Here is a 26,585-nt window from a genome sequence, read left to right on the forward strand (position 1 = left end):
AGGATAGATCATGATGACGAGGATCACCGCCACCGCCGCTTTGGCTCTTCTCGCCGCCTGTGGCTCGGCGTCCGTCGCGGAACAGGACGCAGCGGCGCAGACCAGAGCCGCGGCTAAGCCGCTCGATGTGGCGGGTGTGCGGATCGGCATGACCGCCGCCGATGTGCAAACGGCGCTCGCCCGCGACGGGTGGAAGGTCGAGACCTTCCCGGGGCGCGACTGGGCAGTGATTGTGGAGGAGGAGAAGCGGCGTCAGCGCGGCGACTCGTCGTTCGATCTGCCGCGAAACGGCATCGCCACGATCCAGTCGAAGAAGGGCGATGAGCAGCTGATCGTCGAGTTCAAGCCGGTGCCCTCGGGCGCGGTGGTGAAGCTCGTCAAATACGAAGCGCCGATGGCCGGCCGCACCGGGGCGCAACTCCGTACGCAGCTGACCCAGCGTTATGGTACGCCAACCCGTGCTTCTTCCCCGTCAGCGCCGCTCGAAATGACCTGGTGCAGCGGTGGCGAACCGTGCCGTTCGGCATATGGCACTGCGAAGTCGGCACTCCATGCCGAAGAAGATGTGTACCACAAGGCGAAACTCGCTCTGCTGGAGGGCGGCGATGCCGAGCGGAGCTGGCAAGCCGGCGTCCAGCGCGCTGCGGGAGGCGGAACGGCGGCGAAATCCTCGTTCTAATCCAATGAGCCGCCGCCCGCGCGGTGACCTCTCTGGCCGTCTGGCAGCTCGGGCGAAGCACGCATGCCAGCATGCCTTCGCCCGAGCATTTTCGGAAATTGCTGCAGCCGACCGGGAAGCAAAGCCGACGACGCTGTCGTGCTATCGGGCGGAAAACTGCGGATGCCATCGGCTTGCAGACGTTCCATCTATTGCTCGTCCCACAGGGTGCGGCGCAACTCGGCACTGGCCATGGCGAGCCCCTGCAATCGTTCGACTGGGTTAGCATAGGGTAGCGCATCGCTCGGGATGAGCCCGCTGCGTCCCATCACGATCGATTGACCATGGCGGGCGACCGGCACCAGCGCCGCCGCCCGGTTCTTGCAACGCCACAGTAGCAAGTCGCTGGCATGTTCGGTACGGTCATCGAGGTGGAGGATGGCATCGAAGCGGATCGCATGCGGGTGGCCAGGCTCACGTAGCGAGACGAGGATCAGGTCGCACCGCGCTTCCCGCGCGATGGCGTCGGCGTTCAGCAAGGCATGACCGATCGGACCGGCAGCGCCGGCGATGATGAGGTTTGCGGTGGGAACCTGCACGCAGCCGGCAGGCACCTTCGAGGAGCGCGCCGGCTTGAAGATGACCGGGGCCGGCAGGTGCGGCAGTAGCCCGAGCATGACGCGCACGACAGGCGAGCCGATGTGAAGGAGTTCGATCAGGGCGATCATGATGATATCCGGGAGTGTGCTCGGCGAGGGAGGTGCCTCGCCAGAGGGGTGAGGGGCATGATGGTGCGGTGACGTTCGGTGCGCTGCCGGCCGGAGCGCTGGAGCTCAGCCGTGTTCGGCGACCCAGTCGTTCCACAGCGCGGCCGCGGTCGCCTTGGCGTCGGGGCCAAGCAGGTCGTCGACGAAGTCGGCGCAGTTAGAACCGAGGATACGCCGGCTCGACGCGACGAGATGGACGTGCGGCTTGTGCTTGCGTGCCGCGATCTGCGGCACGTGGAGTGCTGCGACCACCGGCACGTCGCGGTCGCGCGCCAGTCGCTGGAGCGCGAAGCCGCGGGCAAGCTCCCATCCGCGGTGCAGCAACGCATGATGCGCGAACCGCAGCGTAATGAGGATCGCGAGATCCTGCTGCTCGGGCAGCCGCTGGGCATCGATCAGGCGTGCCAGCGTATGCGGGTCGTGGCAGGCGTCGGGCGCATGCGTAGGCAAAAGCACGTCCCAGCGCGAACAGGTCGGCTGCCACGGCTCGGTCATCGGCCGTCCGAACTGCACCAGCCGGCGATGGACGACGTCGACCATCGTGTTGGGGCGCTCCTTGAAGATGCACGGGATGATCCCGAAGCTGCCGTCGGCATCACCTGCGAAGGGACCTTGGCCGGCATAGTCGCGCGGGGAAGGGGGCGTGCTCTCGCTTTCGTTCGCGGCCATCGGTGCGGACGTGGCGACCGGCAGCGAGGTCGCGGTACTGGTGGTGACGGGTTTCCTCGCCATGGCTCAGGCAGCCCAGGCAAGGCGGCGGATCATGCGGTCGGCACGCGCGAAGCCCGCGCGCCGCTGACCCTCGTCGAGGTGCGCACTGCGGTGGCGCACCAGCCGGTTGCCCTCGATCCGCCATGCCGGACGCCCGGGCTGGTCGGCCAGCAGCGCGCTGTCACCATCCTGACCCATCCACAGCCGGTAACCGGCGCGGCGCTTCACGGCATCGCCGTTACGCGTGACGATCTCGAAGACTGGACGCGGCAGCCATTCACCGGGCATGCTGGAGGCGACCAGTGCATGGCCGTGGCCCGAGCGCAGCACCCGACGCACCGCCTTATCGTCGACGCTGATGAAGTCGGTCGAGATCGCGAACTGGACGCGACCGAGCTGCTTCACGACGGTGTAGAGGTTGATCGTCGTCTTGCCGGCCTGCTGCTGGTGGAGCAGGCTGGCGTGCGCGTCGCGTGTCTCGCGCAGCAGTTCGGGCGCGAGCCAGCGAATGGTCGCGGCGGTCAGGTTCTTGTCGGGCATTGGAGCATTACCTTGCTGAAGGGGCGTCTCGCCCCGAGCCTTTTTCATCCGGCTCTTCGGAGACGCTCTTCCCTCCCGCTCCCTCCCGCGCAGGGTCCTCCTGCGCTACGTGCGGCTGGTGCCGCGCCCGTCAGACTTCGTCTGGAATCGAACCAGGTCGCTCAGGCCTTCGTCGATGTCGGCCGGCATGCTCGACGTTGCCGTCGACGGTTCGGCTTCAACCTTCGCGCCTGCGCGTGCCTGCTGCGCTTCGTAGAGCCGCTCTATGTGCATGGTCGTCTCATCGATGTACGCAGGATCACGGAGCGCCGCTTTCTGTTCATCGGTCAGCGCGCGTGCCGACAGCCGGTATTCTCCTGCTGCGCTCAGCGTGATCGTGACATTTTCAGCTTCGAGCCGAGCAAGGGCGCTTGCCCGCACTGCTGCGCGCCGCCCGGCGTCTCGCGCTTTCTCGTCCTTCATGCGCTGGTTCTCAAGCGCGGCGGCGTGACGCGCCGTATAGTCGGGCGCGGCCGGGATGATCGGCGTCACAGCGGCGGTCTGGGTCTCCGCGTCGATTGCTGTCGCAGCGGGGTGCCGTTCCCGCTCGACGATGTCTGCCTTCGCCGTCATATGGGGCATGACCATCCGCATCCTGTCGCCGGTCGTCGTCATACCGTCAGCAATGACGGTCATGCTCGCCGCCAGTCGCTCCCGTACGAGGTCCCGCAGACCGGCTGTCTGCGGCGCAGTTGCGCGCCCTTGATCAAGCGTATCCCGCAGCAACTCCAGTCGTTGCCGCTCCATCATCCTTTCGCCAGCCGTAGCTAGGCGGGCCGCTAAGCCGGTATTGATCGACGGCTTCGCTGCAGGCAGGTCGGCTGCCAAACGGTCGCGCACGCTCTTCCATCGCTCAATGACCGACGTTGTCGAGGTGTGCGTGTACGACCGGTTCTCGGCGAGGCGCAGCGCAAGTTTCGACCTGACGGCGCCGTAATCGGGCGGCGGCCGGAATAGATGCGCCCGCGCGGCAACCAGCGTTTCTTGCCGGCGGCGACGCTCATCAGCCACCGCGCCGAGCACATCGAGATTATTGGGGACCGGCGATGACGAGGCGAGGGTAGCGCGCAACTTCGTGCCGACGCCGGTGCGCGCCGCAGACCGCTGCTGCGCAAGCTGCTGGCCGCTGTAGACCATGATCGTCTTCGCCGCCGCGAGCCGCGCTGCCACCGACTTGCCGAGCACCTCTACCCGGCGGGATAGCGCCAGGCCTTCCCGCAGCGGTGTCACCATCGCCCGCAATCGGGTGAGCTGCCCGGCACGCTGCTCGGCCGCCGCCAGGCGGCGGAGCACCCACGTGCCTTTCTGTCCCTGCTTGGCCGATGGTGCACCAGTCCCACGCGCACGATTGGAGAGGTGCGTGTAGCGCAGCGCGCTGCCCGCAGCGCACAAGGCAGCGTTGATCACATCGACTGCCAGCTTACGTCTCGCCAGAATGGCATCAGGCGTGTTGACGTTGGTAAGCTTCGAGACCGCAAAGCTCCAGTCATACGGCGCGAGGCGCTCAGCCGGCCGGGTCGAATAGACGATGTGACAGTGAAAGTTACGCTGGTCGCCGCCCGGGTCGGGCAGGTGCGGTGCGGCCACGTACGGCAGGCCGCGCTCATCGAAATAGCGGCAATACTCCTCCACGGCCTCGCGACGCCCTTGTGCGGTCAGCGGAGCGGGCAGGGATAGCACCTCGCTGATATAGACGTTGGCGTTGACCCGGTCGTGCCTCTCCATCGCCTCGCTCGCCCGGAAAAACGCCACAAGCTCAATGCGGTCAGCGGCGATGTTCGACCACCAGCCATGCTCGCCGCCCTCGAGCGCCTCTTCGCGGGTGATGTACTGCGCGGCGCGCTCGCCCTCGCCGGTGCGCCAGCGGCGCCCCTTGGTCGACGCAAAGCCGCGGGCCGTCACCGCGAAGTGGATGGAGCGCACACCTGCGCGACTGCTGCCGCCGTCCGTGACCCGGGTGCCGATCGCCTGGCCAGCCACGCGGTAGAACAGCTTGCGTGGGCTTGCCCCGCGCGATCGGGGCCGCTCATGCTCGGGCACGCGGACGCGGAAACGACGGTTCATTGCGCGCTCGCGCTCGCGGTCTTCGCGCGCCCGTGCCTGCTTGTAGCGCTGCGCCGAACGACGGCTGTCGGCCACCTCGGCGCGCGCCGCCCGGGTTGCCTGGTTGCGAGCGCTACGCGCCGCCGCCATCGCCGCCGCGATCGCGCTTACGCCGTCCCTGACCTGCCCCAGCGTCGCTTTCATGACCTTGCCCTGCTGCGGTGAGAGGGGGTGGCACTATGGGTTTGCCGGGTCGCCTGGGGCCCCGGAAAACACTTTATCGCGCACCACCCCCTCTCACTCTTTGCCTTGTTCTACTTCTCCGCGGTGGCTGGCGCATCCCCTCCGGCTTCAAGGGTGTGGGTAGGTTGGAGGAGTGACGGCGCTGCCCACGCCAACTTGGCGGTATGGACGCCGAGCCCTCACAACCTGTCGACGCGCTGCTGGCGCGGTTCGCTGACCTGGATGTCAGGCTCACGTCCGCGCAGCATGTCGCGGCCGCTAAGGTCAACGAGCTCCGCCGACAGGCAAAGTCCCGTCCCCGTCGGCGTGGCGGACCGGGTTCCGCCGACAGTCGCAAATACGCGATCGGCGGCGCGGTCGTGCTGCTCGCCGGCGAGATCGATGCCACTACCTTGCTCGGGCTGTTCGCGCAGACCGACATGATGCTCAGGTGGATGGCCGAGGAGCGACTGGCGAATGGCCATCAACCGTTCGGGAGCTTGCTCCGGGCGGTGCTTGCCGACCAGCGCAAGGCCGACTGGTGCAGGCGTTGGGGTGCGATCATCGAATGGTCGCACCGCAAGGCGCTCTATGATGCCAGCGTCACGAGCTTCGAGACGTCCGGTCGCGCCGGCCCGCACGAACGCTGGCGGCAGCGCGACGTGACCGACGATCAGGCGGAACTGATCGAGACGCTATACACCCTGCTCGGTAAACCTATCCCGACGCTCGTCGACCGCGGTGCCGCGTACGAGTGGATCAAGGAACATGGCGGCAATCCGACCTACTGGGCGCCGCCGCCCCATCCCGACAGCTGGAGCGCATGATGATCCCGGACGATCTCGACGAACTGCTCGCGCTGGTCGAGGCCAGGCGCAGCATTCTGGAAAGAGCGGTTGTGCAGGTCGAGCAGGAGCTGGCCGCGGGGCGAACGGGCTATGGCGCCTATAGCAAGGCGCGCATGATCGAGAACGAGTGCCGCAAGCTTGCCGAGGTCGCGCAAGCCAGGATCGAGGCGGCGCTCGCCGAACTGTGATAGCACCTTCGACGCTCTAGTTGGCGAATTGGTAATCAGGACACGGGTAGGTCTGACCGGCATGAAGCGAGGGCGCCGTGAAAGCTGACAAGAACCTCGCGCGTTATCTCTCCGTCAACGTGGTGCGGCTCGCCAAAGAGGTACTTGCCGACTTCCCGCGTTCGGCGGCCGATCTCGACCGGTTGATCAGCCGGTTGCATGCCGAGGCGCGTGGAGACCACCTGACGCAAGCCGAAAAGCGGGCATTGCTGTTTGGTCAGGCCAGTCTTGATGATCTGCCGCTCGCGGTACTCGACGCACGCTATCTGCCGTTGACTGACGAACGCGTGCCACAAAGCGCAGACGAACTGGCAGCTTTGTGCCGCTGGCTGATATCACGCAGCGGCGGCGACACCGCGTTGTGCGATACGCTTGTTCGAGGCTGGGCAGGGGGCGCAACGCCCCATGACGCCTTTGGAGAATTCGTCGACCGGATGTGGGCGACGCGCCAGCATCACCGGGACTTCTTCGAGGCTGTGGTGACCGGGCGGCACCACAAGGCGTTGACTGCCATCACCAACGGCGAAGTCGTCAGCCTGGGTGATGAGAGAGCGATCTGGCTGCTCACCCGCATGGCGCTGATCTGGGCAGGCTTCGATTGTCAGGCGACGACAGCGCGGGTGCGGCGGTCGATGACACGGCCGCTCGGGTGGCTGATCCGCGGCGAAGGACAGCGCATCAAGGCCGCGACGCTGCTTGCGGTGCTCCGCCCTATCGGCACGCTGACGGGGAAATTACTAGCCGCCTACAAGACGACTTGGGATGAACGGAGCACACCCGAGTTCAGGTCGCGACAGACCGATGTCATCGATATCCGCAAGCGCGCGGGCGCGATCGCAGGCGATCTGGAACGGCGTGAGGGCAAGTTTGCCCTCGACGACATCGTATGTGCTGTCCGGGAGCGCTGGGGGAGCACGGCTGACGCCCTCGCACGTCAGGCGCAACAGAGCCAAACCGACGCTACGCTCGGGCGTCAGCAAGCCTGCCAGCTTTGGTACGCAGGGTTGTCACCATTGGAGGCCGTCGGGCTTGTTGCGATGCGACTTGCCCAGATGGAGCAGCATTTGGAAGATCAGATCCGCGGCGCAATCGAGGATGGGCGCCGCCGCCAGTGCGCGCCCTTCCTCTCCATGCCGGACTTTTACGCCGACGACTTACATGACGGCTGGAAAGGTCGGACTCGCGCCATCGTCGATGCTCTGCGATCAGCTATTCTGAAAGATCCGGACCTGCACACTAGGCGGCGTTCTCGGGTACAACGAACAGGCATAAGTGAAATGCTCGAGGGAGCCGCAAACGACGACCCGTTCATCGTCGCGGTAACAGAGTTCCTGGCCCATACTAAACGCTATGGGCGAGTTTGGGAGAACGACAGCTGGCGCGAACGGCGCGCGGTCTTCGACACACTCGATCTGGCCATCAACAAGCGTGTTAGTAGCGCGCAGGTGTTCCATTTGCATCAGATGAAGTCTTGAGTTCCAGCGTCAGGTGGCCGCGCAAACAGTTCCACTCCGGACAAGTGAGGCGAGACAGCCGTTCAACCTGCCCGACCAGTAGCGCGTCACCAGGCTCATGGTTGGTGAGCAAGCGAAAAAGCTCAGAGATGCACCTTGGCTTGAATTTCATCTTCAGCGTTGCACGGCGTGATCCGGATAGCGCGCCCGACTCCGAAAGGATAGAAGGATTCACGTGTGCGTGACCCATCCTATCAGAAATCAACGCGCAGGTACGCCGGGATGATTATGCCCCTGTCTTTGATAAGTGGTGCTTTTTTGTTCAGTCCTTTTTACGTCATCGGACGGCCTTTGAAGCACCAGCCGCGTGTCGGTCCTCGTAAGGTATACCCTAAGTGCACCAGGGCGTCGGAGGGGCGACCCTGCCAGAACAAGGCCTCGTGAGAGGCATGCAAGACGTTATGACGGTTCGACCGCATCATTCTCGTGCGAAAACAGGTAGGGGACAGCCCTGAGGAATGGACACCAGGTCGGCTGCTAAGTCCCTTCTATCATTCCAAGAAAGCCTCCAGACGTTGCATGTCATCAAGGCTGAGAACCTTTTCGACAAATGCATCGGTAACGGAAATTGACCGATTGAGGAGAGCGCTAAACAGAAGCCGGTTTGTGTCTTGGGCTTCAGTGAGGTCGGCCTTGATGTACGTGATCCTTTCTAGAGGAACGTCGCGGAGCCAAGCTAAGCAAGCGCCAAGCAGACCCACCACCACATCGGAAAGCTGCACCCCTGGCTCGGCCTTGGAGTCAACAAACCGATATAGTTCAATTGGCATGCCCCCTTCGATGAACCGATAATCCTCAAGAATTACGCTGATTTTATCTTCTCTATCGAGGATGTGTTGGCTCGCCTTGAAGAGGCAGATGCGGTGAATGAACATCTGCCGGAAGTCGTCCATGATGACGCGCGGGACGTCGTCCAAAAGCAGTAGGCCATCCAAGGAGCGGCCCGACATAAGGACGTCTTTGAGCATCCTGCGGTGGTGCTCATCATCGAACTCGTCGGTATCATCAACGAGCGCCATCACTTCATGAAGGAAGCCCCTGACATCTCCCTGGGCAACGGCAGGGTAGGAGTAGCGACGCAAAATGTCCTGTGTCATTGGGAGATTTCGGCGGAGCACGCGGTATAGATCGTTCTTAAGGATCCATCGACCACCCGGATCAAACAGATCGACCAAGGGCATTGAGTCGATAATGTCAACAAAGGAGAAATACACCGGATCGAGAGCTAAGAAGTGCACGAGGTATTCCTCAGCGGTAAGCCATTCCAAGAAGTGCTGGAGCCTTTTGGAGCCGAGTTTCGTTAGAAAATCGCCTTTAGCCACGTGCTCAAACTTGATCTCGGGGGTGTTCGGTTGAATTCCCATTGCCTTGCGCAGAGGTGCTAGGTCGATGGGCTTCACAGGGCCTGGATGCGCCACACCGCCTAGGACGAACGGCCGGGGGTCGGGCACGTTGAAGCCGTCGTCTGTGACCTTGATCAGACGATGATTATTTGTCTCGTCGTAGTAGAAAGTGCGGGCCTCGTCCGTGGCTCGCAGTCCCCAGAGTTCGATCGCAGGATTGCGGTGCTCATCAACGTTAATGTCGATGCGCTCGGCGGGCAGCTCATCCTCACCAGCGTGGAAGTCGTTACGGTCGTTCATCAGCTTCGCCTTGCGTTTTCCGGCCATGTAAGGGGTACGCCAAACCGCACGGGTGTGTTTGACGCTTTGATATCAACGCTCAGGCTAGTCCGAGCTCGCTTAGGATCTGGGCCTCGGTGAGGCCATAAATGCCGGTCCAGTGGAAGAGGAAGGGAGACAGGTCGGCGTTACCCCGCGCTTTGCCAACTCGCGCGACAAGTAGGAGGCACCACATCAGTGCCTCGCGGCAGAAGAGCGCGTCCTCGAAGGCAGCCTGAAAGTTGCGGACTAGACCTTCAATTTTAATTGGGACATTGCCGCCGAGCGTCATCGATGCCGGCTCCCATTGCGGATGAACAAGGTCGTTTCGTAGCTGAGACAAACCGTGGATACGTCCGATGATCCTGGTTTGGTCTTCGATCGATCCTTCGGGCGTCATCGCCATCAGCTGCTCGATCTTGCGAGTCAACGAGCCATGGCGCTGACTGACCCGTTCCTCCAGCCTTGTATCGCCAAGCTCCTGACCTCGAAGCTTGAAGTATGTGTTGGTGAAGGCCTCGACTCCGGTCAGACTCATGATGAAGGCCTGCACGCCGTGAGCGCGGCGGAGCGGCTTGCTGTCTGCGCGCTCGAGCAACTGCAGGTTCGATCCCGCCAGCTTGAAATAAAGGGTCACGATCGAGAACAGTTGCTCCAAGGAGACGCTCTCGGGTTGCGGTTCGCCGTCGCGTAGGATCCCTCGGATGCTGCCATTCTCGTGAGTATCGATGTGGTAGTGCGGCATCTTGGCTCACTTCTCCAGCTCGTATCTGCAAGGATGCCGGGTAGCCCTTCGTCCGCGTCAGGGAGCGGTCGGGCAGGGGCTTTCACGGGTCCGTCCTTGCTGGCGGAGCACAGAGTATATATATTCCCGTTCGTGGGAAGACATATCGAGGTGGAGTGCGTGGCTGAGAGTTTCGATTTTCTCAAGCCGACCGAGGCGGCGGTCGTCTCCGGCGTTGATCTGAAGATCGTCAATCATGCGATCGACCGCGCCTTGCCTCCACGCGTTGTACGTCGCGGGAAGGGAAAGAGTGTCTGGGCCGAGGCCTGCTTCTACATCGCATTCTATCACCGCAGTGCCGGCAAGCTGACCGCAGACGAGCGCCGGTTCGCGATACTGGATATCGACAAGCGGGTTGAAGCGGCAGGCGAGGAGACCTCGCGATGGCATTCGTTGCGGCGCCATTGCGTGGTTCAGCACGACTTCCTGGCCCTCGATCTCGACGCCTTCTGGTACGAGACGCACGAGCGGTGGGGGCGCTATTTGGCGGCGCGTGAGATTGTGACGGTGGACCCTGCCATTCTCGGCGGCACGCCTGTGATCGCGGGGACCAGGGTGCCAGTCCATGATGTCGCAGCTTCGGTAGCCGCAGGCATATCCCCTTCTCGGATTGCCAGTGCCTATCCCTTGCTGAAGGCCGAGCATATCGAATTGGCGTCGCTCTATGCGAAGGCAAATCCGCTCCAGGGCCGTCCGCCAGAGCGCCGCCCCGTCGAAGGGGCGAAGATCAACTCGAAGCGTACGATCGAACGGCGACGGCAGAGCGCGTGAAGCTCTTCATCGACGAGTGCCTTAGCAGCGAACTTGTACATCGCGCAGTTGCCCGCGGACACGAGGAGACAACGAGCGTTGTGTACCGGGGCTTGGCGGGCACGCAGGATTGGACCCTCGTGCCAATCGTCATAGCCGGCGACTACACGCTTGTGACGAAGAACTCGATCGACTTCCGAGGCGCGGCAGATCAGCCGGGCGAGAAGGGCCTCTACAAGGATGTCGAACTGCATCCTGGCTTGATCTGTCTTAATGGACCCAAGGGAATGGACCTCGACATGCAGCTGGAGCTGTTCGATGTCGCGCTCGACGAGATCGATCGGCTGAACGACGATCTCGTCAACAAATGCTTGGAAATCACGCTCATCGCCGAAGATGAGCAGGAGAGTATTGAGATCACGCTTTACGACCTGCCGACGCTCTAGCGGCTCGAGCGATGCAACGGAATGCGGGCTCTGGTCAGCGCGCCACGCGACCTCGCAACCCACCGTCTTTACCTTCGTCCTTCAGCTTGGCACGCACTTCGTCACCGAGGAAATCTATCGTCGTCGTCCGAGAGAAGAGCACGCGAGGGGAGGGGCCTCGCCAGATCGCTTCGCCGTTCTCGATCCGGAAATGCGCCATGCCCGGGAAGAGCGCTTCATCGATCGGTCGCAGGGCATTCGGATTATGGTACATCTCCAGCTCGTCCGCCCAGTCTTCCTGATAGTCGGGGCTTTCGACGTCGATATCGAAGGGGATGGGATCGAAGGCGCCGGGATGCGGATCGTTCAAACCGCCCTTGCGGAGGAGGCTGACGAAGCGGTCCCCGAAACCGGCCCTTACCCCCATCCGATTGAATTTGGAGACAGTTCCGGCATTTGAAAAAAGGACGGCGGAAACATGCTCGGTGTCGGGTTGCCAGAAGAACGGTTCGCTCACCGTCTTTGTCCCGGAAGTCCATCCAGACACGGGTTTCTCAATCCCCGCGCGGCGACCATCAGTGTCGGTCGTGACGGTAGCGCTGGTTCCATACAGATAGATGGGGATTGCAGTATGAGACCAGACCATCGATCCTGGGGCGTGGAAATCCGCAATTGCCAGCACGAAGGGGTGACCTCGAACATGCGGCGCTTCCCAATACCGCTTCTTCATCTTGCTGTAGAGCGGTGAGCCGAACTTCAGCGGCATATCTTCCTCGATGAAACGCCAGAAGTCCTCCGGCGGCCCTTCGGGTGCTCCCGATGCCATGGCACTGGTCATCGTATCGGGGCCGTTGGCCGTAACGGCCTCAACGAAAATCCGGGCTTCTCCTTTTGAAAGGTCGAAGTCTGGAACGGCATGCTCCGACCCAACAGCGAAACCGAGCGCCCGCATGCACGCGAAAAGGTACAGCTCCCATGTGCGCGCACTATAGCCCGTGGTCTGATAATCCTTGACGAAGTTTCCGTCCTGGTCCGGAAGCCAACGTGCAAGCTCCGTTAGCATCGCGCGGGCTGCGGATTGATTGGGTCCGTCACGTAGAACCAAATACGCTGGGTGTAGAGCGTGTTGCAGCGGCTGGGGGGCGAACAGATCGATACCGTCGCGCAGATTAGGAAAGTTTGTGAAGTCGGGTTGTGCCCTCGCGAGCGTCTCGCTGCGGTGATCGCTCATAATATCTTCGGCAACCCTCGCCGTAGGATAAGGGCCGGATCGCGTAAATCCTCGATATCGGCCTGCCGAGTCTCGTGCGAGCGCCGCAAGCCAAAATTGGCGAGTTTCTCGATGATGAAGGACAGCGGCGAGGATGCGCTCATCATGCGTGGACCAGCACGATCCTATTGCCAGTTGATCGTGCATCTCCGGATCCCAGCTCCACAGCGCAAAGGCGTTGAAGCGCTCGAGGCTCATGCGATGGAAGCGGGAAGGGTGATCGGTCATAGGGCCATTGAGCCCGGAACAAGTGGGTTGATCAACACCGTCGTGTGGGGAGGACCTTCTGGAACCTTACCACATTAGATCGGGTCGCGATCCCCGCTGGAGAGTTGGTGGTCGCAGAGAGCCTGCAAGGGTTCCTAGAATTAGGGCCTGAGCTTGACATTTAAGAGGGGACGCTATTTTATAGGAGCAACGTTGTGAGCTATAGCGAGGATGGCTCGTTCTGGGAGCATATTATGGCATCGCAAAACACGTTGGAGCTTCAGCGCTTCCTGCACAGTGTCTGGGAAGTTGGCGTAGGGCAGATCCGCAAAGCGGAACTACTCTTCCTGCTCGGCCGAAAGCGTCTGACGGCAAGCGTCTGGGTCGAAGTTCAGAACATCTGGTCCGAGGTATCCGAGGGCGAACCGTTGCTACTTGGAGATGCCGAGGGAATGTGGGCCTTCGCCTATGGAAGAGGGTTGCGGACGAGCAAAGAATCTTGGTTTCAAGATGTCCGCAAGTATGCCGAATTAACGATTAACTAGTGGTGATTGGCGCAAGATAGACGAACCTTGTGGTGTCAGGTTAGAGCTGTCGGATCGACGCGGCAGGTTGAGTCATTATGATTTACCCAGGTCATCGCTAGGGCAACGGTGACCCAAGCTGTCCAACAATCGCTAGGGATGGAGCCGCTTTTGTATATTTGCGTCCAACCACGAGGTTGCTTGATTCTAGCTCTGGCGCGATCTTGGAAGTAGTAAAGATTATTTGGTGTAAATTTTCGGCCTGTTTCGACCGCGAGACTAGCAGTCGCTGAAAATTCCACGACCGTTCTTCAACCATACCTTTGTCTTCAACGTTGTCGAAAAGCATCCAGCGGGGAAGGCAAAAGCGTTTGTCGGCGATTGAGGCAAGCAAGGTGGCGGCGGCAAAGCTATTTTTAAGCACAACCATCCCACTAGCGCTTCCGGCGCGATTCTTGTCTTTATTGATTGCGATCCAGTCCTCGGCAAAGCTGAAGTCGATATAGTCGATCTGACCGAAGTCGGAGTGTTCCTCTAGATCGTCGTCTAGGAGTGCTTTGGCTTCGTTTGAGATCAACGTATAAGCTGAACGCTTTCGCTGATCCTGCGAGCGACCAATCGCTTCTACCTCGCTGCGCAGGCGGCTGACATCAGCGTTCAGACCTTCTTTTTGCAACGACAGCACCCTGATGTTACGGCCAAGTTCAAGCCGCCTTTGAAGCACCTCAAGCTGGCTATCGATAAAACCAACCTTGCGACTGAGTTCGGCGACGCTGGCCTCCCGTTTAGTCGCCGGTCCGGTCCGGGATACCTCGATCGTTGTGGTGGCGCGACGGAGCTCGAGCTTGGCGACGCGAAGGTTGGCGGTCATGGTTGCAAGCTCGGCACGCCGTTCTTCTTGAAGCCCGGTAGACTCCCGTAGCTGCATCTGCAGGTCAAGCCGTACCGCCAAAGTGCGTGAGTCGTCGGCGCCGAGTACATGTGGCTGATCGCACAGCTGACAATGATCCGCCGCCTTTTCGTGGACCACGGCGAAGCAGGATGGGCAATAATCAAATTCCAAGCGGCCAAGCGCGCTAAAGGTGAGCGCGGCATCATCGAAGTCCCGCAACGACTCACGAAGGTGCTCTAAGAACGCGTCGGCGTCGGCAATTTCGTAGCCGAGCGTCTCGATCGCGTCGGTCAGGTCGACAACGCGGCGCCGGCTCGTTCGGAATGCCTTCAGGGCCTCGGCGCGTGCAGCCTTTAGAGCTTGCGACGCGTCATCATGGTCATCATCATCGCTTAGGGCGTCAATCGCGGCTAGCAGGCGGGTACGCTCGAGATCGGCATTCGCGATACCAGCCTCGATGTGCTCGACGAGGATTTGCTCGCCATAGCCTGATGCGACCGCCATCAGGTTGGTGAGCGCGGTCGAGATCTCTTTGTATTTTTTCTCAGTTTCTCGCAGCAGGATCTGCCGATCGTAGAGCTCGTACCCGCCGATGCCGGCAAGGAGTTCGCCGATCGCCTGGCGTGTTTGCCAGGTGTCCCAGCTATCAACACGGAAGATGCGCTGGATTGGGGTGAGCTGATCGACGTAGAGCATCCGTAGGATTTGATGCATCGTAAGATTGCTGGCGCCATCACTGATCGCCTCAGGCAGTCCGATAGCGCGGAAGAGGATCTGGCTGAAACTGTAGCCACGATCCGGACGGCTGTAGGGATAGCATTGCCAGAGGTCTGATCCTGCACTCAGCGCCTCCTCCATTGATCCAAAGAAGATATCCATTGGACGCGATGCATCGCTCGAGACGTAGCGACGGGTAGTAAGCACGCCCTGGGGCGTGGTGATCTGGAGCATGACCGCCTCAGCGCGAGATGCGTAAGGTTTCCACTCGCGGAGGTCGCCCCCTAGTCCGAAGAAAATGAAATCGGCGAGCGTCGACTTGCCGGAACCGTTCGAGCCATGAATGATGTTGACGCCGTGATGGAAACGCTCGTCGTAGAGGACATTGCTGGCTTGAACGACCAGCATGCGATCAACGATCAGTTGGCTCCTCATGCTACTGGCCCCCGGGCTGGTACGCCGGCTCTCTTAAATATGTTGTCCGATCCCGTGGCAGGGAGGCTGGCGATGTCTTCGATTAAAAACGTCATGAAGGCAGCTTGGGCGCTGTTCTCCGCATCGACGCGATCGCTGAGAGCGACGGGCATATGGCGTTGATCCAAAGCGGCATATCGGTCGCGCAGAGCGTCACGTTTAAGAAGGCTTCGCCCCGCCAGCTGCTTGAGCGCCGTTGACTGATACAGATGCAGGTCCTGCCAGATCGAGGCGGTGCCGGGCAGGCTAACAAAGAGGTCTTTGACCGCCGGGAGGCGCAAGGCGCGCAGATGGTCCCGGACAGCGGACGGCAGCTTCATCCGCCACGCCAGCGAAGGATACATCAGCAGCATGTCGAGCACCCGCAAGTGGTCGAGAGGCATGGCATCGCCTTTCCAGGTGAGTAGGCGGATCATCCGGAACGCACAGTGGTAGGGATCACGTGCTGCGTGCCAGATGCGAAGTTCGCTCATGCGTCCCAACTCACGTGGCAATTGCCCGCGAGGTAGTAGAGCGCGTTGTCGACCAGCGCCGAGGTGATCTCGCTACCTGGGCTGGAAAACTGCTGCAGGCAAGGATCTAGGACATCCGACTGAATGGCTCGATCGACCTGCGCCAGTGTTGCTCCTTCGCTGATGGGGCGCCGAACATGTCGCGAAAAGCGGCTTTCGACGTCGCCAAGCAACTGGGTATAGCGGGTGACGGCGGATGGCTGGGCGATATGACGCCGTAACGCCATTGCGAACCGCTCCTTACGGCGGGTGGCATCCCGGATCTGGTAGCTCCGGCCCGCGTCCTGCAACTTCTGCTCCAGTGGGCGGCGATCGTCCGGTGCCACAGTGGTGAAATAGGCGAAATCTTCGAGAATGTCTGGCGTGACGCCCGAGGGTGTCGCGATGGCGGTTGTGGGTGCGCAGTCGACGACGGGTGCCGTGTGCCCCATGTCAGTGATGGTGGCTGGCAGTAGGGTAGCAGGCGAGGCGCTGGCACCAGCGTCTGTGGCCACAACCGCGTTAGACGGCGCGACCACAAGGTTGCGGCTACGAGGTGGCAGCGACCGCAACAGCTCGCAGACGGAAAGGTAAACGGGCGATTGGACCGAGATCGGCTTGCAGATGTCGACGTGGTTGGCTTGAACAGCGATCGGCTCGGCGCCATGAACGTTTGGATTAGCTGTGACTCGATCCACAATATGTACGCCGAAGGTTTTTTCGGTCTCGTAGAACGGCCGAACAACTAGCTTTTCGCGTATTGCGTAATTTGAAAAGAAATTGTTGAGGTCGAGAAGGTCGGGCCCACTATAGGCAAGCTGGCGTGTTGCGTTGCTCTTGAACGGTCGCAGCACGACGTCGAACGCCGTCGCCAGTTGAGCGCCTTGGTGTGGGGTGCCAAGGAACACCACCGCACGAACCTTTTGGGCCAGACGCTGAAAACGAATGTCGCCGGAGTCAGCGCATCGGCGCAGCATCTGCTTGACGATCAGACCCCCTAAGCTGTGCGTTATGAGGATGATATCATCCGCCTGACGTGGACGAGTGATAAGTCCGTCTGCAAGTGTTGTGGCGAGGTCTTGTATCGAGGCGCCACTGCCAAGCAGAATGCCGGCGAAGGCGCTGGAGTCATATCCGGCAAGATAAACGTTGATGTGGTCAAACTCGTCAGCCAGCCACTGAGGCCAAAAAGCGTCATGGGGGGCAGTCCAAGTGGTATGACGATCGCCAGACAAGCCATGGACGAACACGACGTCGACCGCGGGCGCGGAAACCGGTTGCTCTGATCCGGTTGCCCACACCGGCGTAGGTCCTTCAGACGCCAAAATTATCCCTCCAAGCCGATCGCGGTTTTGCCGTTGTTCGACAGTGGGTCAAGCGATCGTTACCGCCGCACCGGCCTGGGAAGAGTGGGTAGGTAAGGCCGGTCCGACGGAAAATACTTTGGCTGACGTCAGCGCTGTAGGCCGATCCGGCAGTCCATCGGCTATGTCTCATTGCGCCACCCCGATGGAACAGCGGGCTTCAGCGAAGTACCCGAAAAAATTATCTCGTCGACGTGCTTTCTCAAAGCGTCGAGATAAATTCGTGCGCGACAGAATCGCGCTCCACTCATGAACCCAGACGATAAGCTCATGTCGATTTTTGCGTCTAATAGCTGTTCGGCTCCGAGCTTATTTCCATCCTGACGGTCAGGCTTGATGCCTGACGTGAAGGAGGCGACCATGAAGACGCGCGAATTGGGCAAGAGCGGCCTGGAGGTTTCGGCCATTGGCTTCGGCTGCATGGGGCTGAACTTCAGCTATGGCCATGCGCTCGACAGGAACGAGGCCATTAAGCTGATCCGCCAGACGGTTGAGCGCGGCGAGCATTTCTTCGATACCGCCGAGATGTACGGACCCTACACCAACGAAGAGATCGTCGGTGAGGCGTTGGCGCCGTTTCGCGACGAGGTCGTGATCGCCACCAAGTTCGGCTTCAACATCGTCGACGGCAAGAGCACCGGCATGAACAGCCGCCCCGAGCAGATCAAGGCGGTAGCGGATGCATCGTTGAAGCGTCTCGGTATCGAGCAGATCGACCTGTTCTATCAGCATCGCGTCGATCCGAACGTGCCGATCGAGGACGTGGCCGGTGCGGTCAAGGAGTTGATCGCGGAAGGCAAGGTCAAGCACTTCGGCCTGTCCGAGCCCGGTGCCGCGACGGTGCGCCGTGCCCATGCGGTGCAGCCGGTGACCGCTCTCCAAAACGAATATTCCTTGTGGACGCGCGGACCGGAGACCAACGGCATCTTCGACGCGTGCGAGGAATTGGGGATTGGGCTGGTCGCCTACAGCCCGCTCGGCAAGGGCTTCCTGACCGGCGCGATGGGCAAGGACAGCAAGCTCCAGGAAAACGACTTCCGCAAGCTGCTGCCGCGCTTCACGCCCGAAGCGATGGAGAAGAACCAGGCGTTGATCGATCGCATCGCTGCGATCGCTACCGCCAAGCAGGCCACACCGGCACAGGTGGCACTAGCGTGGATCCTCGCGCAGCGCCCGTGGATCGTCCCCATTCCGGGCACCACGAAGCTCAGTCGTTTCGAGGAAAATATCGGAGCGGCCGAACTCGACCTCACAGAATCCGACCTCAGCGATATCGCGGAGGCGCTGAGCGCCATCGACGTCGAGGGCAACCGCTATCCGGAACAGCTCGAGGCCACCACGGGCCGCTGAGTACCGCCTGCATGGCTTCGATCGGGTTCGACGCGATCGGTACGCAATGGCGCATCGAGACCGACGTAGCGCTGTCCCCAGCGCTGCGTCGGCGTGTCGACGAGCGAATTGCCGGATTTGACCGGGTCTGGTCCCGGTTCCGCGCCGATACGCTGGTCGCGCAAATGGCGAACGCTCCGGTCGGGGGCACATTCCACTTCCCTGACGAGGCGGGGGAGCTGTTTGAACTCTTCGACATGCTGCACCAGATGACGGATAGCGCGGTCGATCCGCTGGTTGGCGGTGACCTCGAATTGCTGGGCTACGATGCCATCTATTCGCTGACGCCGGGCGCTTCCCCGCTGGATGGACCGCGACCGGCTTGGTCGCGAGATGTCCAGCGCGACGGCGCGGCGCTCGTCACTCATCGGCCGCTCGTCCTTGACGTTGGCGCTGCAGGTAAAGGGCTACTGGTCGACTACGTGACGCAAATTCTGGTCGACAGCGGCATGCAAGCCATTGCCGTCGACGCAGGAGGAGACATGCGGCTCGTAGGCGCGGAGCCGGTGGTGATCGGGCTGGAACACCCGTTCGACCCGACGCTCGCAATCGGCGTGGTGGAGATGGGGACGGGCGCGCTCTGCGCGTCGGCGGTGGGACGCCGGGCGTGGGGCGATGGGCTGCACCATGTGCTCGACGGACGCACGGGTCATCCTACGCGCGACGTTGTCGCAACCTGGGTACGCGCAGACACCGCAATGGTCGCCGATGGCCTCGCTACCGCGCTGTTCTTCGTGCCTCCGCGCAATCTCGCTGGGTCGTTCGCCTTTTCATACGCCCGGATGTTCGCAGACGGGCGCGCCGAAATATCGTCGTGTTTTGGCGGCGAACTCTTCATCGACTGAAGGAGCTACGCATGCGTTTATCATCCAAGCAGGCCGCTACGCTAGCCGGGGTCTCGGCATCGTTGCTACTCGGCGATGCCGCGCACGCCGATGAGCGAACCGCCGAGCCGACGGCCGCAGCTACCAAGGCGTCGCGCTATGCCGACGGCGTCTACACAGCTACCGGGCAATATGGCGGACTGCCGTCCTCACTCACCGTCCGTGTCAGGCTGGAGCGGGGCGTGATCTCACGCGTCGAGGTCGGGACGCCAGCCAAGGACCCGACATCGCTCGACTACCAAAAGCGCTTCGCTGCTGCCGTACCAGCGGTCGTTGTTGGCCGACCAATTGAACAGGTGAAGGTCGGCAAACTGGCAGGCGCGAGCGGGTGCCCCGATGGCTTCAACGCCGCGATCGAGAAGATCCGGGCGCAGGCAGCGCGCTGATCGGCGTTCCTTCCCTGTCATGCCACGTCCAGTATAGGCCAGTCCGCGAACTCGTCACCGGCAGCGGCTAACAAAGAGGGGAGCAATCGTTTGATTATCTTCGAGACGATCCTGCTTCTGCTGCTGGGTGCTGCTTTGCTGTCGATCCTCGCAGGCCGGATAGGCGTACCCTATCCCACGCTGCTGGCGCTCGGCGGGGTTGTCCTCGCGTTGGTCCCGGGAACGCCGCAGCTAGGTCTGCCGCCAGACCTGATTTTGGCCCTTTTCGTCGCGCCGGTTCTGCTCGACGCTGCGCACGACACATCACTGCGAGATCTGCGGGCAAATTGGCGCCCGGTATTGTCTCTGGTGATGGTTGCGGTCGGACTGACCACCATCGCGGTCGCGGTCGTCACGCGCGTCTTCCTGCCCGACATGCCATGGGCGGCTGCAATCGCGCTCGGCGCACTACTGGCACCGCCCGATGCCGTGGCTGCTCTCGCCGTGATGCAGTCCGTAGCGCCGCCTCACCGTATTCGTTCGATCCTCGAGGGCGAAAGCCTGCTCAACGATGCGTCATCCTTGCTCATCTACAAGCTGGCGCTGGCGGCCGTCGCGGTTGGCGCTTTCCGACCCGCAGATGCCCTGCCGGCGTTCGCGTTGGTCACGGTGGGCAGCGTCGTTGTGGGCTGGCTACTGGCTCGTTTGGTCATCCTGCTCACGTCGCGGATCGAGCACCCGGCGATCGCCACCATCCTCCAGTTCGTTATGACGTTCGGCGTGTGGATATTGGCGGAGCGGCTGGAGCTGTCCGGGGTCGTCACGATCGTCGTCTTTGGATTGACCGCTGGGCGCCGGACCTCGGCGTCATCGCACACGTCGGTCCGCGTGCTGTCGTTTGCCACCTGGGAAACAGTGACGCTGGTGCTGAATGTGCTCGCCTTCACGATGATCGGCTTGCAGCTGCGGCCGATCATGGAGCGATTGGACGGCGCAGAACGGGCAACCTATCCGCTTTACGCGCTCGCCATCCTCGCGGTCGTGATCGTCGTCCGGCTGGCATGGGTGCTTTTCTATGGGGCGGCGCATCGATTGTCGCGAGACCCGGGTGATGCGCTGCGGAGCTGGACCGGAACGCTCAAGAGCGGTGTTCTGGTGGGATGGTCGGGGATGCGCGGCATCGTCACCCTCGCGGCCGCGCTTGCCGTCCCGGAAGGCTTTCCTTACCGCGACTTCATCCTGCTCGTAGCGTTCATGGTCGTGCTGGGGACATTGGTAATCCAGGGGCTTACGCTCAAGCCGCTGTTACGCGCGCTGCGGTTCCCAGTGGATACCGTCGTATCGGGAGAGACTGCGGCAGCGCGGACGGCCGCAATGGATGCCGCGATGCAAACCTTGGAAGGCGATCACAGCCCTGCGGCGGAGCGTCTGCGTCATGAATATGGTGAGGCACTCGGGATTGCCCGTGCTGGAGACGATCCGCGTACCTCGTCTGACAATGCGCTGCGACAGCGCATGATCCCTGCCTCGCGACGTGCAATCGACGAGCTTCGCGCGGAGGGCACGATCGGCGACGAGGCCTATCGCAGCGTTGAGGAAGAACTGGACTGGCTCGAACTCAGCTCTCGCCCCTCTACAGACTGACGCCAGGGCATTAATGAACGCGGAATATCACCGCATGCCGATCTTGCTGTCTAATCACTGAGAGGGGCGCATCGTACATCATGGGTGACGCGATGACCGCGTCGGCGCCGGACAGGTGGACTCATGAATGCTCGAACTTTGACAATGCCGGATAGCGGCGCGCGAACAGCGCAGCAGTCGCCGATCGGGACGACTGATCACGGGCACAGCCTGCGCGTGATGGCGATCCTGAGCGTGCTGATGGGCTTCGGGTCGATCTCGACCGACATCTACCTTCCGGCGCTGCCGACGATGGGGCAGGCGCTAGGATCGAGCAGCGGTACGATGGAGCTGACGATCTCGGGCTATCTGGTTGGCTTCAGCCTTGGCCAGCTTCTGTGGGGTCCGATCGGCGACCGCTATGGTCGCCGCCTTCCCGTCGCGGCGGGCATCCTTCTGTTTGTCATTGGATCGGCTGGCTGTGCGCTATCGGACACGGCGTGGCACATGATTGGCTGGCGTGTCGTTCAAGCGGTCGGGGCATGTGCGGGCGTCGTGCTCGCGCGGGCAATGGTGCGGGACATGTACGACCGCGATCGTGCCGCGCAGATGCTGTCGACGCTGATCGTCATCATGGCGATCGCGCCGCTGGTCGGCCCCCTTGTCGGGGGTCAGATACTCGCGGTGGCATCTTGGCACGTCATCTTCTGGCTGTTGGTTGGCGTGGGCCTGCTCACTCTGGCCGCGCTCTTCACCCTGCCGGAAACGCTAGCTCCCGCGCAGCGTAGTCGCGAGCCGCTGATCCGGGCAGTTGGGGAATACGGTCACCTTCTGCGCCAGCGCGCAATCCTGGGCTACGCAGGGGTGGGGGCGTTTTTCTACCTTGGCGTGTACGCCTACATCGCCGGCACGCCGTTCGCCTACATCAGCTACTATCATGTCCCGGCCCAGCTGTACGGCCTACTGTTCGGCAGCGTCATCGCCGGGATCATGGCGGTGAATATGGTCAATACGCGGCTGGTCACGAAGCTCGGCAGCGATAGGCTTCTGCGCCTGGGCACAGCCGGTGCGGCGATCTTCGGTCTGGCGGTCGCAGTCGCTGCGGGTACCGGTTGGGGCGGACTGGCTGCGCTGGCAACGACGCTGTTCCTGTTCGCGGGCATGTCGGGGCTGATCGTGGCAAACTCCATCGCCGGCGCGCTGGCGCGGTTCCCGGAGCGTGCAGGAACCGCCTCTGCGTTGGTCGGCGCTATTCACTACGGCGCCGGCATCGTGGGTTCGGCGCTGGTCGGCGCATTCGCAGACGGCACGCCTTGGCCGGTTGGTTGGGTCGTCGGGATCGCGGGTACCGGATGTTTCGTCTGTGCTCGCCTGTTCCTCCCCGCGCAACGCTCTGATCAACGCGCAATCTCGGCTTCATCCGAGGCGATTTCCTGAAGCTCACTCACTTCCGAAAGGCCTAGTCATGAGTTCAAAGCATTCTTTGACCGTCCTGATCGTCGGCGCGACCGGGAGCATCGGGCGCTTGGTCGTAGCCGAAGCGGTGCGGCAGGGGCATGCGGTCCGGGCGCTGGTACGCAGCGCAGGCAAGGCCGCTCGCCTGCCGACCAACGTTGAAACTGTCATTGGCGATGTGACCCGTCCCGAGACGCTCACCGCAGCCGTCGAGGGCGTCGACGCTGTAGTGCTGACGCTCGGTTCCGAAGGTGCCGGCAAAGCCGGAGCGGAGAAGGTCGACTATGGCGGCGTGCGCAACATCCTTCTTGAGTTGGGCAGCCGCCCGGCCCGGATCGCGCTCATGACGGCGATCGGCGTCACCAATCGTACCGGGGACTACAACCGGCGGACGGAAGCGCACGACTGGAAGCGACGGGCCGAACGCCTGGTCCGTGCGAGCGGTCGTCCTTACACGATCGTCCGGCCTGGCTGGTTCGATTACAATGCCGCGGACGAGCAGCGGATTGTCATGCTGCAGGGTGACACCCGGCAAGCGGGCGATGCGAGCGACGGCGCTATTGCCCGTGCGCAGATCGCGCGGGTGCTGGTCGAGAGTCTGACGTCGCCTGCGGCCGAGAACAAGACCTTCGAACTGGTTGCCGAGCAAGGCGACGCGCAGCCTGATTTGGACCCGGTCTTCGCCGGCCTCGACCGGGACGCGCCCAACGCGCTCGACGCCGTCCGCGACGTCGATAATCAACCGCTGAACGATGAGCCCCAGCGCGTGCGAGACGACCTAGACGGTGGACTCCCAAAGCGCTGAGCAGCTAACCCCGGCAGCTGGCGAGGCTGCCTGGGCAGATGCTTGTTCGGCTACCAGGTGCTGGCAACGCAGTCCGTTACGAGCAATGCGTCTTGCCGTGCTTCGTAATGCTGGTCGAGCTGCAGACGCCACGTGCGCCGCGAGCCATAGACGGTAACGTCGGCGATCAGACGAGCGCTTGAACTGGCGCGATTCGCGTTAATAGTGACGGCAAGAGTCCGCATCTCGATCTTGTGATAGATAAACAGGTCTTCGCCCATCTGTTTGAGCCATTCGCGCTTCGGCTGGCGATAACCGGTTATGTGCGTCAGCGTGTAGCTTTCAGCCAGCATCAAAGCCAACGCTGCGGTGTCGCCACGTTGCATGGCCGCAAGCTGGCCGGCGAAGCACTCCTTTATCTCATCTTCAGTCATCTCGTCCCTTGCTTCGCTAGATACTGCGCGATCGTTGATTGCGGGTGCGCGGTTTCGAGCAGCAAGCTAGCGGCCCCAATGGTTGCCTATCACCTGTACTACCGTACCCGCCGGCCGCTTCCACCTGCCTTCACGCTCGTGTGGCGGCCCTACCATCCACCCGCGGAAAACGTCATGATATCGGACGATTGATGAACACCCTGCATGACGACATGCGGCTCCGGCTGACTAATCGGCGGCCAAAAGGACGCTTACCTTCCTTTTAGACCGACGCATCGGTTTGTGAGGAACGAAGATGCTCATCGATTTAAGTGGTAAGGTCGCCTTTGTTACGGGTGGCTCTAAGGGTATCGGCAAGTCGATCGTCGAAGCGCTTGTCGCCAGTGGCGCGTGCGTCGCGGTCATGGCGCGTGAGCAGGGTGACCTCGATGCGCTGGTTGTCCATTTGAACGAGCAGCGGCCCGGCTCGGTGCTAGGAGTCGTTGGAGACGTATCCAGTCCCGAGCAAGTCGCCGCGGCGGTGGACGCCACAGAGAAGCGGTTTGGCGCATTGCACCTCGCGGTCAACAATGCGGGGGTCGCCGGCTCCGCCGGTCTCCTGCACGATACGGGTCATGACAATTGGCGCCATGTGATGGGCATCAATCTCGACGGCGTGGCCTGGTCGATGATGGCGGAATTGCCAGCTATGCTGCGAGCAGGCCGCGGCGCTATCGTCAACATCGCGTCAGTTGAGGGACATACCGTGCTGCCCGGCTTCCCTGCCTATGTAGCATCGAAGCACGCGCTGATCGGGCTCACAAAGGCGACCGCGGCGGACTACGCCGCCCACGGCATTCGCATCAACAGCGTGTCGCCGGGAGTGATCGCCACCCCGCTGACCATGGCCCCCGGCCAGAAAGAGGTCACCGACCGGCTGGCGGCGCGCATACCGCTTGGTCGGATCGGGACGGGCGAGGACATCGCTAGCACCGTGGCGTTCCTGTTGTCCGACCTGTCCGCCTACACGACCGGTGCCGATTTCGTCGTCGACGGCGCCTATCTGCTGCGAGAATAACTTCAGAAAAGGATACGGGTATGTCCCAAGTAATTGTAGTTATCGGAGCTGGCTCGATCGGCCAGGCCATTGCCCGCCGTGTCAGCGCCGGCAAGCACGTGCTGCTCGCCGACCTCCGTCAAGAAACCGCCGATGCTGCGGCCAAGGTGATGAGTGACGCAGGGTTTGCGGTCAGCACCACCACGGTCGATGTGTCGTCTCGCGAGTCCGTCGAAGCGCTCGTCGCTAAGGCGACGTCGATCGGCGACGTCTTCGGCATGATCCACGCCGCGGGCGTATCGCCGTCGCAGGCTCCGCCCGCGGCGATCCTGCACGTCGACCTCTACGGCACCGCGCTGCTGCTCGAACAGTTCGGCAAGGTGATCGTCGAAGGCGGTTCGGGCATCGTCATCGCCTCGCAGTCCGGCCACCGCTTGCACGCGCTCACGGCCGAAGAAGATAAGGCACTTGCGACCACTCCGGTCGAGGAGCTGATGGCCCTGCCGATGCTCTCGCTCGACAAGGTCACCGATTCGCTCAACGCCTACCAGATCGCCAAGCGCGGCAACTCGCTGCGGGTCAAGGCTGAGGCGGTGAACTGGGCGAAGCGCGGCGCACGCGTGAACACGATCAGCCCCGGCATCATCATGACGCCGCTGGCCAATGACGAACTCTCGGGGCCGCGTGGCGAGGGATATCGTCGGATGATCGACCTCTCACCGGTCGGCCGTGCGGGGACACCGGATGAAGTCGGCGTGCTGGGCGCACTACTGATGGGCCGCGATGGCGCGTTCATCACCGGCAGCGATTTCCTGATGGACGGCGGTGTGACCGCGTCGTGGTTCTACGGCGAGCTTGCTCCGAAGTGATGAATGGCGGAGCGGGCCGGACTTCGCCCGCTCCGCTCGATGCTACATAACTCCGCGACATAGGGCCGAGCGTCGCCTGACACCGCATCGAGGTTGATCGTGATCGAAGGCCCTTTCTCAACAATCACCATTCGGCCGGCGGCCTCAGCGGATGCTTCCATTCTGGGGCGCCTCGGAGCCCTGCTGGTGACGCTCCATCACGACTTCGACCCTACGCGCTTCATCGCCCCGACGCAGCGAACGCCAGACCTCTACGCTGCATTCCTCGATACGCAGCGACAGCGCGAGGACGCGATCGTGCTGGTCGCTGAAAGCGAGGGCATGGTGGCCGGCTATACATATGCCACGTTGGACGGGAACGACTTCATGGCCCTGCGAGGACCGGCTGGCGTGCTTCACGACCTGATCGTCGATCCGGCTCACCGGAGGCAAGGTATCGGGCGATTGTTGGCCGAAGCGGCCCGTGCGGAACTAACGTCCAAAGGCGCGCCCCGGCTGGTGTTGTCGACTGCCGCAAAAAACGAGGCAGCACGACGGCTGTTCGAGGCTCTCGGCTTTCGGGCTACCATGATCGAGATGACCGTGGATATGGAGCCAGCTAAGATCATCACCTAATCG

General features: G+C 62.1%; 27 protein-coding genes. 16 read left to right on the forward strand and 11 right to left on the reverse strand.

What is annotated here, in order from left to right; translation table 11 throughout:
* Positions 1-13 precede the first annotated feature (13 nt).
* The gene (locus SPHPH_RS0117840) at positions 14-679 is read left to right on the forward strand and encodes a hypothetical protein (RefSeq protein WP_028967908.1); all 666 of its coding nucleotides are present in this window, start codon (positions 14-16) and stop codon (positions 677-679) included.
* Positions 680-867: 188 nt separating this feature from the next.
* On the opposite strand, the gene SPHPH_RS0117845 is transcribed toward SPHPH_RS0117840, so the two are convergent.
* The 4 genes from SPHPH_RS0117845 to SPHPH_RS0117860 all read right to left on the reverse strand — a co-directional run bounded on the left by SPHPH_RS0117845 (position 868) and on the right by SPHPH_RS0117860 (position 4,962).
* On the reverse strand, positions 868-1,386 hold the full coding sequence (locus tag SPHPH_RS0117845) for a hypothetical protein (RefSeq protein WP_028967909.1): 519 nt from the start codon (positions 1,384-1,386) through the stop codon (positions 868-870).
* A 105-nt stretch (positions 1,387-1,491) separates the two neighbouring features.
* Positions 1,492-2,157, reverse strand: coding sequence for a hypothetical protein (locus tag SPHPH_RS0117850; protein ID WP_028967910.1), 666 nt, complete (start codon positions 2,155-2,157; stop codon positions 1,492-1,494).
* A gap of 3 nt (positions 2,158-2,160) precedes the next feature.
* Positions 2,161-2,676 (reverse strand): hypothetical protein, encoded by a 516-nt coding sequence (locus SPHPH_RS0117855; protein WP_028967911.1) that lies wholly within the window; start codon positions 2,674-2,676, stop codon positions 2,161-2,163.
* 105 nt (positions 2,677-2,781) lie between these two features.
* Positions 2,782-4,962, reverse strand: a complete 2,181-nt coding sequence (locus SPHPH_RS0117860; protein ID WP_028967912.1) for a hypothetical protein — start codon at positions 4,960-4,962, stop codon at positions 2,782-2,784.
* 203 nt (positions 4,963-5,165) lie between these two features.
* Here SPHPH_RS0117860 and SPHPH_RS0117865 point away from each other — a divergent pair, with 203 nt between their 5' ends.
* The 3 genes from SPHPH_RS0117865 to SPHPH_RS0117880 all read left to right on the forward strand — a co-directional run bounded on the left by SPHPH_RS0117865 (position 5,166) and on the right by SPHPH_RS0117880 (position 7,530).
* A complete protein-coding gene (locus tag SPHPH_RS0117865) occupies positions 5,166-5,807 on the forward strand; it encodes a hypothetical protein (protein WP_028967913.1) in 642 nt (213 codons plus the stop codon).
* On the forward strand, positions 5,807-6,016 hold the full coding sequence (locus SPHPH_RS0117870; RefSeq protein ID WP_156026095.1) for a hypothetical protein: 210 nt from the start codon (positions 5,807-5,809) through the stop codon (positions 6,014-6,016). The genes SPHPH_RS0117865 and SPHPH_RS0117870 overlap by 1 nt, the downstream gene beginning before the upstream one ends.
* A 77-nt stretch (positions 6,017-6,093) precedes the next feature.
* Positions 6,094-7,530 carry a hypothetical protein gene (locus SPHPH_RS0117880; RefSeq protein WP_156026097.1) on the forward strand — a complete coding sequence of 479 codons (1,437 nt, stop codon included), beginning with the start codon at positions 6,094-6,096 and terminating at the stop codon, positions 7,528-7,530.
* 530 nt (positions 7,531-8,060) lie between these two features.
* Here the strand turns inward: SPHPH_RS0117880 and SPHPH_RS0117885 are convergent.
* Together SPHPH_RS0117885 and SPHPH_RS0117890 are read right to left on the reverse strand one after the other, a co-directional pair.
* Entirely contained in the window at positions 8,061-9,212 is a 1,152-nt protein-coding gene (locus SPHPH_RS0117885; protein ID WP_156026099.1) for a DUF3800 domain-containing protein, read from the reverse strand.
* 79 nt (positions 9,213-9,291) lie between these two features.
* Entirely contained in the window at positions 9,292-9,975 is a 684-nt protein-coding gene (locus tag SPHPH_RS0117890) for a hypothetical protein (RefSeq protein WP_028967918.1), read from the reverse strand.
* Positions 9,976-10,134: 159 nt separating this feature from the next.
* Here SPHPH_RS0117890 and SPHPH_RS0117895 point away from each other — a divergent pair, with 159 nt between their 5' ends.
* Positions 10,135-10,785 (forward strand): DUF433 domain-containing protein, encoded by a 651-nt coding sequence (locus tag SPHPH_RS0117895; RefSeq protein WP_202900679.1) that lies wholly within the window; start codon positions 10,135-10,137, stop codon positions 10,783-10,785.
* Positions 10,782-11,210 carry a DUF5615 family PIN-like protein gene (locus tag SPHPH_RS0117900; protein ID WP_028967920.1) on the forward strand — a complete coding sequence of 143 codons (429 nt, stop codon included), beginning with the start codon at positions 10,782-10,784 and terminating at the stop codon, positions 11,208-11,210. The genes SPHPH_RS0117895 and SPHPH_RS0117900 overlap by 4 nt, the downstream gene beginning before the upstream one ends.
* Before the next feature lie 34 nt (positions 11,211-11,244).
* Here the strand turns inward: SPHPH_RS0117900 and SPHPH_RS20225 are convergent, their stop codons facing one another.
* Positions 11,245-12,687 (reverse strand): hypothetical protein, encoded by a 1,443-nt coding sequence (locus SPHPH_RS20225; protein WP_156026101.1) that lies wholly within the window; start codon positions 12,685-12,687, stop codon positions 11,245-11,247.
* 194 nt (positions 12,688-12,881) lie between these two features.
* On the opposite strand from SPHPH_RS20225, the gene SPHPH_RS0117915 reads away from it, so the two are divergent.
* Complete coding sequence (locus SPHPH_RS0117915; protein ID WP_028967921.1) at positions 12,882-13,211, forward strand: hypothetical protein; 330 nt, start codon at positions 12,882-12,884, stop codon at positions 13,209-13,211.
* Positions 13,212-13,308: 97 nt separating this feature from the next.
* On the opposite strand, the gene SPHPH_RS0117920 is transcribed toward SPHPH_RS0117915, so the two are convergent.
* From SPHPH_RS0117920 to SPHPH_RS0117930, 3 genes are read right to left on the reverse strand one after another with little or no spacing between them, the layout of a single operon-like run.
* The gene (locus SPHPH_RS0117920; protein WP_028967922.1) at positions 13,309-15,234 is read right to left on the reverse strand and encodes an AAA family ATPase; all 1,926 of its coding nucleotides are present in this window, start codon (positions 15,232-15,234) and stop codon (positions 13,309-13,311) included.
* Positions 15,231-15,746: an ABC-three component system middle component 5 gene (locus SPHPH_RS0117925; protein ID WP_037488824.1), complete on the reverse strand. Its 516-nt coding sequence runs from the start codon at positions 15,744-15,746 to the stop codon at positions 15,231-15,233. The genes SPHPH_RS0117920 and SPHPH_RS0117925 overlap by 4 nt, the downstream gene beginning before the upstream one ends.
* On the reverse strand, positions 15,743-17,065 hold the full coding sequence (locus tag SPHPH_RS0117930; protein WP_037488826.1) for an ABC-three component system protein: 1,323 nt from the start codon (positions 17,063-17,065) through the stop codon (positions 15,743-15,745). Before SPHPH_RS0117930 ends, SPHPH_RS0117925 begins: the two co-directional genes overlap by 4 nt.
* Before the next feature lie 423 nt (positions 17,066-17,488).
* On the opposite strand from SPHPH_RS0117930, the gene SPHPH_RS0117935 reads away from it, so the two are divergent.
* The 6 genes from SPHPH_RS0117935 (at position 17,489) to SPHPH_RS0117960 (ending at position 23,649) form a co-directional block, all read left to right on the forward strand.
* Positions 17,489-18,478 (forward strand): aldo/keto reductase, encoded by a 990-nt coding sequence (locus tag SPHPH_RS0117935; protein ID WP_028967925.1) that lies wholly within the window; start codon positions 17,489-17,491, stop codon positions 18,476-18,478.
* A gap of 11 nt (positions 18,479-18,489) precedes the next feature.
* Positions 18,490-19,362, forward strand: coding sequence for an FAD:protein FMN transferase (locus SPHPH_RS0117940; protein ID WP_028967926.1), 873 nt, complete (start codon positions 18,490-18,492; stop codon positions 19,360-19,362).
* A gap of 11 nt (positions 19,363-19,373) precedes the next feature.
* On the forward strand, positions 19,374-19,787 hold the full coding sequence (locus SPHPH_RS21480) for a hypothetical protein (protein ID WP_037488829.1): 414 nt from the start codon (positions 19,374-19,376) through the stop codon (positions 19,785-19,787).
* A gap of 90 nt (positions 19,788-19,877) precedes the next feature.
* A complete protein-coding gene (locus tag SPHPH_RS0117950; protein ID WP_028967928.1) occupies positions 19,878-21,410 on the forward strand; it encodes a cation:proton antiporter in 1,533 nt (510 codons plus the stop codon).
* Between the two features lie 144 nt (positions 21,411-21,554).
* Positions 21,555-22,826, forward strand: a complete 1,272-nt coding sequence (locus SPHPH_RS0117955) for a multidrug effflux MFS transporter (protein WP_051273141.1) — start codon at positions 21,555-21,557, stop codon at positions 22,824-22,826.
* A 46-nt stretch (positions 22,827-22,872) separates the two neighbouring features.
* On the forward strand, positions 22,873-23,649 hold the full coding sequence (locus tag SPHPH_RS0117960) for an SDR family oxidoreductase (RefSeq protein ID WP_028967930.1): 777 nt from the start codon (positions 22,873-22,875) through the stop codon (positions 23,647-23,649).
* Between the two features lie 50 nt (positions 23,650-23,699).
* Here SPHPH_RS0117960 and SPHPH_RS20230 read toward each other — a convergent pair whose 3' ends face one another.
* Complete coding sequence (locus tag SPHPH_RS20230; RefSeq protein ID WP_037488832.1) at positions 23,700-24,062, reverse strand: nuclear transport factor 2 family protein; 363 nt, start codon at positions 24,060-24,062, stop codon at positions 23,700-23,702.
* A gap of 295 nt (positions 24,063-24,357) precedes the next feature.
* On the opposite strand from SPHPH_RS20230, the gene SPHPH_RS0117970 reads away from it, so the two are divergent.
* The 3 genes from SPHPH_RS0117970 (at position 24,358) to SPHPH_RS0117980 (ending at position 26,582) form a co-directional block, all read left to right on the forward strand.
* Positions 24,358-25,119 (forward strand): SDR family NAD(P)-dependent oxidoreductase, encoded by a 762-nt coding sequence (locus tag SPHPH_RS0117970; protein ID WP_028967931.1) that lies wholly within the window; start codon positions 24,358-24,360, stop codon positions 25,117-25,119.
* Positions 25,120-25,139: 20 nt separating this feature from the next.
* Entirely contained in the window at positions 25,140-25,967 is an 828-nt protein-coding gene (locus tag SPHPH_RS0117975; protein WP_028967932.1) for an SDR family oxidoreductase, read from the forward strand.
* Between the two features lie 99 nt (positions 25,968-26,066).
* Positions 26,067-26,582 carry a GNAT family N-acetyltransferase gene (locus tag SPHPH_RS0117980; protein WP_028967933.1) on the forward strand — a complete coding sequence of 172 codons (516 nt, stop codon included), beginning with the start codon at positions 26,067-26,069 and terminating at the stop codon, positions 26,580-26,582.
* Positions 26,583-26,585 lie beyond the last annotated feature (3 nt).

The sequence above is a fragment of the Sphingomonas phyllosphaerae FA2 genome (assembly GCF_000427645.1).
In the GTDB taxonomy this organism is placed as follows: domain Bacteria; phylum Pseudomonadota; class Alphaproteobacteria; order Sphingomonadales; family Sphingomonadaceae; genus Sphingomonas; species Sphingomonas phyllosphaerae.

Coding starts and splice junctions, on each gene's coding strand:
- SPHPH_RS0117840 (WP_028967908.1), top strand. CDS start 14: ATGACGAGGATCACCGCCACCGCCGCTTTGGCTCTTCTCGCCGCCTGT.
- SPHPH_RS0117845 (WP_028967909.1), bottom strand. CDS start 1,386: ATGATCGCCCTGATCGAACTCCTTCACATCGGCTCGCCTGTCGTGCGC.
- SPHPH_RS0117850 (WP_028967910.1), bottom strand. CDS start 2,157: ATGGCGAGGAAACCCGTCACCACCAGTACCGCGACCTCGCTGCCGGTC.
- SPHPH_RS0117855 (WP_028967911.1), bottom strand. CDS start 2,676: ATGCCCGACAAGAACCTGACCGCCGCGACCATTCGCTGGCTCGCGCCC.
- SPHPH_RS0117860 (WP_028967912.1), bottom strand. CDS start 4,962: ATGAAAGCGACGCTGGGGCAGGTCAGGGACGGCGTAAGCGCGATCGCG.
- SPHPH_RS0117865 (WP_028967913.1), top strand. CDS start 5,166: ATGGACGCCGAGCCCTCACAACCTGTCGACGCGCTGCTGGCGCGGTTC.
- SPHPH_RS0117870 (WP_156026095.1), top strand. CDS start 5,807: ATGATCCCGGACGATCTCGACGAACTGCTCGCGCTGGTCGAGGCCAGG.
- SPHPH_RS0117885 (WP_156026099.1), bottom strand. CDS start 9,212: ATGAACGACCGTAACGACTTCCACGCTGGTGAGGATGAGCTGCCCGCC.
- SPHPH_RS0117890 (WP_028967918.1), bottom strand. CDS start 9,975: ATGCCGCACTACCACATCGATACTCACGAGAATGGCAGCATCCGAGGG.
- SPHPH_RS20225 (WP_156026101.1), bottom strand. CDS start 12,687: ATGACCGATCACCCTTCCCGCTTCCATCGCATGAGCCTCGAGCGCTTC.
- SPHPH_RS0117920 (WP_028967922.1), bottom strand. CDS start 15,234: ATGAGGAGCCAACTGATCGTTGATCGCATGCTGGTCGTTCAAGCCAGC.
- SPHPH_RS0117925 (WP_037488824.1), bottom strand. CDS start 15,746: ATGAGCGAACTTCGCATCTGGCACGCAGCACGTGATCCCTACCACTGT.
- SPHPH_RS0117935 (WP_028967925.1), top strand. CDS start 17,489: ATGAAGACGCGCGAATTGGGCAAGAGCGGCCTGGAGGTTTCGGCCATT.
- SPHPH_RS0117940 (WP_028967926.1), top strand. CDS start 18,490: ATGGCTTCGATCGGGTTCGACGCGATCGGTACGCAATGGCGCATCGAG.
- SPHPH_RS21480 (WP_037488829.1), top strand. CDS start 19,374: ATGCGTTTATCATCCAAGCAGGCCGCTACGCTAGCCGGGGTCTCGGCA.
- SPHPH_RS0117955 (WP_051273141.1), top strand. CDS start 21,555: ATGCCGGATAGCGGCGCGCGAACAGCGCAGCAGTCGCCGATCGGGACG.
- SPHPH_RS20230 (WP_037488832.1), bottom strand. CDS start 24,062: ATGACTGAAGATGAGATAAAGGAGTGCTTCGCCGGCCAGCTTGCGGCC.
- SPHPH_RS0117970 (WP_028967931.1), top strand. CDS start 24,358: ATGCTCATCGATTTAAGTGGTAAGGTCGCCTTTGTTACGGGTGGCTCT.
- SPHPH_RS0117975 (WP_028967932.1), top strand. CDS start 25,140: ATGTCCCAAGTAATTGTAGTTATCGGAGCTGGCTCGATCGGCCAGGCC.